The following is a 7,895-nucleotide window of genomic DNA, read 5'->3' on the forward strand; positions in this document are numbered from 1 at the left end:
CCGATCCACTGAAAAAGGAAATGATACTGGCGCGTGCTGCTGCTTTCCTATCTGGTGTTGCCGGTGCGCGGCGTGCTTGCCGCGATGCTGATGAGCGAGGCGGGCGGCTGGCCGGTGCAAGTGCTCGACGGTATCGGTGCCGGCCTGCAAAGCGTCGTCGTGCCGGCGCTCGTCGTGCGCCTGCTGCACGGTTCCGGCCGCGTGAACGTCGGGCAGGGCGCCGTCGCGACCGCGCAGGGTATCCGCGCGGCGCTCAGTCCGGCGCTGGGCGGCGTGCTCGCGCAGCACTTCGGTTATCCGACCGCATTCGTCGTGCTGGGCGCCGTGTCGACGGGCTCGCTCGTGCTCTGGCTCGGCCATGCGCGCTCGCTGAGCGGGGTGTGCGGCAAGCCGGGCGATCTGCCGGCCACGTTGTCGTGAAGGTGCTTTCCCTCTTCATGCCATTTCCGGCCTGCCCGTGAATTCCGTTTCGCTTGCCTGGCTGATTGCCGCGTCGCCACGGCGGGTGTCGTCATGCGTCCGGGCGGCTGGCCCGGCGCGCATTCCGATCGATTCCAGGCCCGGCATTCTGTCGATGCGTGCGGTGCGATGGCCTGACGGCGCATCGCACCCGGACGCGGTGCCAGAAGCGGCATGGCAGGGCGCTTCTAACCCGTGTGCGAAATCGAATCAGAACAAATGCTGGATGCCCGCATAGACACCCGTCTGGCTGTGCCCGGGCGTCGGATTGTCGTTGTAGCCGCCGCCGGCGATCGGGCCGCCGGCACCCGCCGCGTTCGACTCCAGGCCGAAGTTCGCGTTCTTGCTGTTGCGAACGGTAGCAATCTGCATGTCGAAGAGCGTGCGCTTCGAGATGTTGTACGTGCCGCCCACCGTATAGATGTTGGCGTTGCCGCCGCCATGGTTTGCGTTGACGTGATAGACGGCACCGGTCAAGGCCGCAGCCGGAGTCGCCTGCCACGTGACGCCGCCCCAGACCTGCTGCGTCGACGTAATCCCGTTGTTGGCGGTCGGCGCGCCGTTCGCGTGCGAGGCCTGATAGGCCGCCTGCAGCTTGAACTGGCCGAGGAATACGTTCACGCCCGCGAAGTACTCCCGGGAATAGTTGAACACGTCCGAGAACTTGCCGTTGACGTCGCGCGCCTCGTCGTAGATGCCGCGCACCTGGAAGTACGGATTCGTGTAGGTCAGTTGCAGGCCGTCGGCACGACCTTGTGCGGTCGTGCCGTTGCCATTCCAGCTGGTGGCGTTCGACAGCGAATACTGGCCGTACACGTCAAAACCGTAGAAGCTCGGCGACTGGTACGAAATGTTGTTGCTCGTCTTGTTCCAGTTGCGCCCGCGTACGAGCGAACCGGACGACCAGGACGTCTGGCCGAGCGGATCGAAGTCCCACAACCCGTTCGAAATCGAGAGCTCGCGGCCGAGCAGCAGCGTGCCGTAAGCGTCGTTGGAAAAACCGACCGTTGCCCAGCGATCCCAGATGGAGCCGGTGCCGCCGAGGTTGCCGTTCATCGCATTGAACGAGCCCTCGAGGTGGAAGACCGCTTTGTTTCCACCGCCGAGATCCTCGGAGCCCTTCAAGCCCCACAGGCTGGTGCCCCAGTCGCCGCTTTCGGCACGCCAGCGGCTCGTCGTGCCGCCGTTGCCGTTGGCAATGCCGCTCAGGTACTCGATGCCGGCGTCGAGGCGGCCGTAGAGCGTGACACTGCTTTGTGCGTGGGCGACGATGCCTGCGGACATCAACGTGGCGGTGAGTATTGCTTTTTTCATAGTTGTCTCCAAACCTGTCAGAAAGAAAAAACGTGTTACTGCGGCACAACAGACCCGGTCAGTTCTTTTATTGAATAAACTAAGGAAAGCGAAATTATCTGTCGTGAAAAACGGATGGCGTATCAACAGGGAAAGTGAAATGTTCTTCGCTTGCGGCATGTCCAGCCGGGCAAACTGGACGAAAAGGTCTCCTTGGTCGGTATTGATGTGGGACGAAACTACGGGCGAGTCACGTAGTACAACTATTCATATATGAAATGCCGGACGGTCTGACGCTCATGAGGCCGGGCTTGGCCCGGCGCTCCTTGCCGACGATCTGCAGCGCGATCGGTCCGATCCACGATGCACGCCTAACGCGCGGCGAGCACCTCGAATCGGTAGGCGATTTCAGTTGGCGTGTCAGGATTCAATGCAAGTGCCGTCCGGACCCCGCGGGAATTGATCGGATTGGGCGCGAGCGATGCCGCACGGCCAAGCTCGAATGCACTCGCGACCGGCTCGATGCCCACGCAGAGGTTGCGGCTGTTCCACGGCGCATACGCACGTCCGCGGTTGCTGATCCACAACAGCAGTGACGGCAGCGCATCGGCATCCCAGGTCAGGCGATAGCGTGCGCCGGCGACGGCGTCGGTCATCATGACGGAACCGTCGATTCCGCAGAGCTGCAGGATTTCTTCCGTGGGCTGCGCGAGCGGTAGCTGGTCGAATGCACCGAAGCCGCCCTCGCCGAGCGGTACGCGCTCGAGTGATTCGAACGTCGCGCCGGCCAGCGCGCTCGATACGCGCGGTTCCGGACCTGCCGGGTGCACCATGCCGAAACGGTACGTGCCGGGCTCGATTCGGAATGCGCCGGTGAGCGTCGGCAGCGCGAGATTCGGATGCAGGCCGATGGGGCAGCGAGCCGACTTGCGCGCTTCGATACGGAGAACGATGTCGAAGGCAGCGCAAGCCGGATCGGCGCGCACGATGCGAGTCAGTCGTGCGATCGACGAGGTCTCGGGGTATTCGATTTCAATTTCGATCTCGTGCGCGGTTTGCCTCACGAGTGACCACACGCCGGTACAGCCGTAACCATGCTGAAGGTCGTCGCTGGTGTCGAGTGCGACGTCATCCGGGACGATCGGCGTTGCGGCGGCTTTCCGCCAGCCGGGAGGCAGTCGGTCGGGCGAGTAGGGAACACCGAATGGCACGCACGGGAATTCGCTTCGCATGACGCCCAGCAGCCCGGCGGGCTGCGGCTCGGCCTGGCCGAGCCACGGCGCTTCGTAAAACGGACGGAGCGTGCGGCCGCCTTGCTGTAATGCAACGCCGCCGAGCATACCTCCTGCTGCATGGAGATCGAACGCGCCGTGCGCCCATTTGAGATGCCAGACTGTATCCATTGCTTCGTCAGGTGTAGTCGGAGAGAACGCTTCCACGATAGGAAGAGGCATGCCGGAGGGGATCAGTTCTCTTCCTCGCTCCAGCAGGTGCCGTATCTCGCCAGCAACGCGCTGGCCTGCGCAGGCCCCCAGTTTCCGGCCGAATAGGGTTTGGGCGCCGTTTTCAGGTCGAGAATCGGCGCGACCCAGCGCCATGCGGCTTCCTGTTCGTCGCGACGCACGAACAGCGCGAGCCGGCCGGCGATCACGTCGAGCAACAGGCGCTGATACGCCTCCATCCGGTCTTGCCGGAAGAAGCGGTCGAACGCGAGATCGAGGTAGACGCCTTGCAAGGTCATGCCGAGCCCCGGCCGCTTCGCGAGCGTGCTCAGGCGAATCGATTCGTCCGGTTGCAGCTGGATCGTCAACCGGTTCGAGCCTGCCAGCAGCGCCGTCGGACCAAGCGTCGAATGCGGCGGGCGCTTGAACGTGACGACGATTTCAGCCACGCGTCGCGCCAGCCGCTTGCCGGTGCGCAGAAAGAACGGCACGCCGGCCCAGCGCCAGTTTTCGACCTCGGCCTTGAGCGCGACGAACGTCTCGGTCGGACTGTCGGCCCGGATCCCGGATTCGTCGAGGTAACCCGGTACCGACTCTCCGCGGACCACCCCCGCGCGATACTGTCCGCGCACGACGCTCTGATGCAAGGCTTCCTCGGTGAGCGGCTTGAGCGCGCGCAGCACGCGCAGCTTCTCGTCGCGCACGGCGTCGGCTTCCATCGACTGAGGCGGTTCCATGGCGACGATCGCAAGCAACTGCAGCAGATGGTTCTGCACCATGTCGCGCAGCGCGCCGGTCTGGTCGTAAAACCCGCCGCGCCCGCCGACGCCGAGTTCCTCGGCAACCGTGATCTGAATGTTGTCGATCCATTCGCGGCGCCACAGAGGCTCGAACATCACGTTGGCGAACCGCAGCGCGAACAGGTTTTGCACGGCTTCCTTGCCGAGGTAATGATCGATCCGGTAGATCTGCTCTTCGGAAAAAATCTGGCCGACCGCATCGTTGATCGCCGTCGACGACGCGAGATCGTAGCCCAACGGTTTTTCGAGCACGATTCGCGAGGTCGGCGGGGCGAGCCCTGCCTGCGCGAGTGCGCGGCAAATCGGCACGAACAGCGATGGCCCTGTCGCCAGATAGAAGATCTGGCGCGACGACGCCGGCGAGAGCGCGTCGGCCAGACGCGAGAACGTGCCGGCCTGGCTTGCGTCGAGCGCCACGTACGAGAGCCGCTCGCGGAAGCCGCGCCACGCGCTTTCGTCGAACCGGGCCTGCGTCAGATGCGGTCGCACCGACACGTCGACCCAGTCGAGGTAGCCGGCCGTATCGAGTTCATTCTGCGCAACCGCGATGATGCGTCCCGCGGGGGCGAGCAGGCCATCGCGGTGAGCGGAGTAGAGCGCCGGCAGGATCTTGCGCATCGCGAGATCGCCGGTACCGCCGAACAGCACGAATTCGAACGGAGCCTGGGTATCGGAGAACGGGAGGTGCGCATTCATGGCGTTTCGCTCGTGGCTGCGTTGGCCGATTCGATCAGCGCATGTACTTCGGCCGCCGTCGGCGCATAGGCACCGGCGTGCGACGCGACGAGCGCCGCACAGGCGGCGGCGAATCGAAGATGTTCCGTCGCGGGCGCGTCCGGGCGCGTCAGCAGGCTCGCCATCCAGCTGCCGACGCACGCGTCGCCGCAGCCGACCGTGTCGGCGACCGTGACCTTGAAGCCCGGCTGAACCAGCGTTTCGTCACCGGCAAAGAGTTCCATGCCGGCCGCGCCGCGCGTGACGAGCACCGCGGCGTGCGGCGCCCACGCACGGATTTGCGCGAGTGCGGCTGCCTCGTCGAATTCCGGGAACAGACCGGCGAGATCCTCGTCGGACACCTTGATGTAGTCCGAGAGACCGATCATCGTGCGCAAGGTGTCGCGGTACGACGGGTCGGCCATCGGCGCACGAAAGTTGGGATCGAACGAAATCCGCTTGCCGGCGGCGCGCGCCGCGAGCGCAATGTCGATCAGACGCGAGGCGAGGGGCTCGCGCACCAGGCCGAGACAGCCGAAATGAATGATTTCGGCGGCGTCGAGCCAGTCCGAAGGCAACGCGGCGGGATCGAACGCGAGGTCGGCGCTATTCTCGCCGATGAAGAAATATTTCGGCGGCCGCGTCTCGACCACCATCGCAAGCAGCGGCGGGCGGTCGACCTGCTGCGTGAAGCGCATGTCGAGGCCGGCTTCGGCGCTCTTTCGCATGAGCTCGTCGCCGAATATGTCGGCGCTCACGGCACCGGCAAAGCCGGTCGGCGTGCCGAGGCGCGCGCCGACGCGCGCGACGTTCCAGCATGCGCCGCCGGCAACGCTGTGCCAGCGGTTCGTGTCGTCTCGAATGAAATCGGTCAGGGCTTCGCCGAAGATGACCAGTCGCGGTAGCTTCATCATGGGATTCGGGAGATCAGGCCGCAGCGTGGCGCCGCGTCTTGAAGCGGTTGATCAGTTGGTTGGTCGAGCCGTCGTGCGAGTGAATCTGCGCGGGGGTGAGTAACTCGCCTTCGATCGCGACCGCGAGCTTTTTGCCGAGTTCGACGCCCCATTGATCGAACGAATTGATCCGCCATACCACGCCTTGCACGAATACCTTGTGTTCGTACAACGCGATCAGCGCGCCGAGGGATGCCGGATCGAGCGTGTCCAGGCAGATCGTGTTCGTGGGCCGGTCGCCTTCGAAATTGCGATGCGGTTCGGTCGTCGAGCGCGATCCGTTCATCAATGCCTCCGACTGCGCGAAACAGTTTGCGACGAGGACGGCATGGTGATGATCGAACGCGTGATGCGGCCGCATGCACACGATGAAGTCGGTCGGGATGATCGCGGTACCCTGGTGCAGGAGCTGGAAGAACGCGTGTTGCCCGTTCGTACCCGGTTCGCCCCAGATGACCGGGCCGGTCGCGTAATCGACGCGCTCGCCGCCGAGCGTCACCGATTTGCCGTTGCTTTCCATGTCGAGCTGCTGCAGGTACGCGGGCAACCGGTGCAGATAGTTGTCGTATGGCGCGATCAGCTGGCTCGTCGTAGCGAGGAAGTTCTGATGCCAGATGCCGATCAGGGCGAGCAGGACGGGCAGGTTGCGGGCAAGCGGTGCTTGCGCGAAGTGACGGTCCATCGCGCGTGCGCCGTCGAGCAGTTGCTCGAACGCGTCCATGCCGGCCATGATCGCAATCGGCAACCCGATGGCGGACCACAACGAGTAGCGTCCGCCCACCCAGTCCCAGAACGCGAACATGTTGCCGGTATCGATGCCGAATTCCGCAACGGCCGTGGCATTCGTCGAAACGGCGACGAAGTGGCGGGCGATCGCCGCGTCCGGCGCGCCGCTGTCGAGCAGCCAGGCGCGGGCGGTATGGGCGTTCAGGAGCGTCTCGCGGGTCGTGAACGTTTTCGACGACACGATGAACAGCGTCGTCTCCGGGTTCACGCGCTTGAGCACTTCGGCGATGTCGGCTGCGTCCACGTTCGAGACGAAATGCATCGTCAATCGTTCGTGCGCGTAAGGCTTGAGCGCCTCGCACACCATCTTCGGCCCCAGGTCCGAGCCGCCGATGCCGATGTTGACGACGTCGGTGATCTCGCGGCCCGTGTGGCCGCGCCATTCACCCGAGCGAATCGCGTGGGAGAAGCGCCGCATCCGGGCCAGCACGTCGCTGACCTGCCGCGACACGTCGACGTCGTCGACGATACGCGGCGTACCCGAACGGTCGCGCAGCGCGACGTGCAACACCGCGCGGTTCTCCGTGCGGTTGATGCGCTCGCCGGCGAACATCGCGTCGCGATACGCATCGACGCCCGCCTCCTGGGCGAGGGCGACCAGCAGGGCGATGGTTTCGTCGTCGACGGGGTTCTTCGAGTAATCGACGAAAAGCCCGGCCGCCTCGAGGCTGAAGCGCGATGCGCGTGCCGGGTCGCGGTCGAATCGTGCGCGAATCGAGACGCCGGACAACGCGTCCCGATGGCTGGCGAGCGCGCGCCACGCGCGCGTTTGGGTCAGTGAGGTCATGGTCGTGTCAGGCCTGGGATGCGTTGGGACGGGTCAGTGCGAGCTCCAGCCTTTGTAAGCTTTCACGTTGTCGCGCGTGACGAGCGTCGGCTCGATCAGGATCATCGGGTTGGCCGGCTTCTGGCCGTTCATGATCCCGTAGCCGACGTTTACGGCCTGCTGCGCCATCGCCCACGGATCCTGGCTCGACGACGCCTGCACGAGCGTGTTCGACTTCAGCGCGACTTCGATGTCGGGCGCGCCGTCGACCGACGTGATCACGATGTTCGGGCGGTTCAGCTGCTTCGCCGCGAGATCGCTGCCGATCGCCTGCGGGTCGTTGATCGTGAACACGCCGTCGAGCTTCGGAAAGCGCGTCAGGTAGCCCTGCATCGTGTTCATCCCGCCTTCGCGCGAGCCCTTGCCGTCCTGGTCGCTCGACAGCAGCTTGATGCCCGGGTTCTTCGCGAGCACGGTCTTGCAGCCGTTCACGCGATCGATCACGGCCGACACCTGCGGGCCGTTCTCGATGATCACGTTACCCTTGCCGTTGAGTTTCTTCGCAAGGTAGTCGCATGCCAGCTCGCCGGCCTTCACGTTGTTGGTCTGCACGGTCGCGTTCGCGCCGGCGGCCGCGACGTCCACCGCGACGACCGTGATGCCAGCCGCCTGCGCCTTCTTT

At 64.8% G+C, this 7,895-nt stretch carries 6 protein-coding genes and 1 pseudogene; 1 reads left to right on the forward strand and 6 read right to left on the reverse strand.

Annotation, left to right across the window (positions count from 1 at the left end; all coding sequences use genetic code 11):
* Positions 1-24: 24 nt before the first annotated feature.
* Positions 25-420, forward strand: a pseudogene (locus tag U4Z64_RS36970) (MFS transporter); the annotation flags it as partial.
* Between the two features lie 249 nt (positions 421-669).
* Here U4Z64_RS36970 and U4Z64_RS36975 read toward each other — a convergent pair.
* The 6 genes from U4Z64_RS36975 to U4Z64_RS37000 all read right to left on the reverse strand — a co-directional run.
* Positions 670-1,773: a porin gene (locus U4Z64_RS36975; RefSeq protein WP_124489705.1), complete on the reverse strand. Its 1,104-nt coding sequence runs from the start codon at positions 1,771-1,773 to the stop codon at positions 670-672.
* A gap of 350 nt (positions 1,774-2,123) precedes the next feature.
* The gene (locus tag U4Z64_RS36980) at positions 2,124-3,155 is read right to left on the reverse strand and encodes a hypothetical protein (RefSeq protein ID WP_321822650.1); all 1,032 of its coding nucleotides are present in this window, start codon (positions 3,153-3,155) and stop codon (positions 2,124-2,126) included.
* A gap of 62 nt (positions 3,156-3,217) precedes the next feature.
* Positions 3,218-4,690 carry a glucose-6-phosphate dehydrogenase gene (zwf, locus tag U4Z64_RS36985; RefSeq protein WP_124921790.1) on the reverse strand — a complete coding sequence of 491 codons (1,473 nt, stop codon included), beginning with the start codon at positions 4,688-4,690 and terminating at the stop codon, positions 3,218-3,220.
* Positions 4,687-5,619, reverse strand: a complete 933-nt coding sequence (locus U4Z64_RS36990) for a carbohydrate kinase (RefSeq protein ID WP_321822651.1) — start codon at positions 5,617-5,619, stop codon at positions 4,687-4,689. The genes zwf and U4Z64_RS36990 overlap by 4 nt, the downstream gene beginning before the upstream one ends.
* A gap of 16 nt (positions 5,620-5,635) precedes the next feature.
* Entirely contained in the window at positions 5,636-7,234 is a 1,599-nt protein-coding gene (pgi, locus tag U4Z64_RS36995; RefSeq protein WP_321822652.1) for a glucose-6-phosphate isomerase, read from the reverse strand.
* A 33-nt stretch (positions 7,235-7,267) separates the two neighbouring features.
* Positions 7,268-7,895 (reverse strand): substrate-binding domain-containing protein (locus tag U4Z64_RS37000; RefSeq protein WP_321822653.1); only part of this gene is annotated, 628 nt, incomplete at its 5' end.

This window comes from Burkholderia sp. BCC1996 (assembly GCF_905339955.1).
In the GTDB taxonomy this organism is placed as follows: domain Bacteria; phylum Pseudomonadota; class Gammaproteobacteria; order Burkholderiales; family Burkholderiaceae; genus Burkholderia.

Bases quoted from the DNA above. Each gene is read 5' to 3' on its own strand.
- U4Z64_RS36975 (WP_124489705.1), bottom strand. From the start codon at position 1,773: ATGAAAAAAGCAATACTCACCGCCACGTTGATGTCCGCAGGCATCGTC.
- U4Z64_RS36980 (WP_321822650.1), bottom strand. From the start codon at position 3,155: ATGGATACAGTCTGGCATCTCAAATGGGCGCACGGCGCGTTCGATCTC.
- zwf (WP_124921790.1), bottom strand. From the start codon at position 4,690: ATGAATGCGCACCTCCCGTTCTCCGATACCCAGGCTCCGTTCGAATTC.
- U4Z64_RS36990 (WP_321822651.1), bottom strand. From the start codon at position 5,619: ATGAAGCTACCGCGACTGGTCATCTTCGGCGAAGCCCTGACCGATTTC.
- pgi (WP_321822652.1), bottom strand. From the start codon at position 7,234: ATGACCTCACTGACCCAAACGCGCGCGTGGCGCGCGCTCGCCAGCCAT.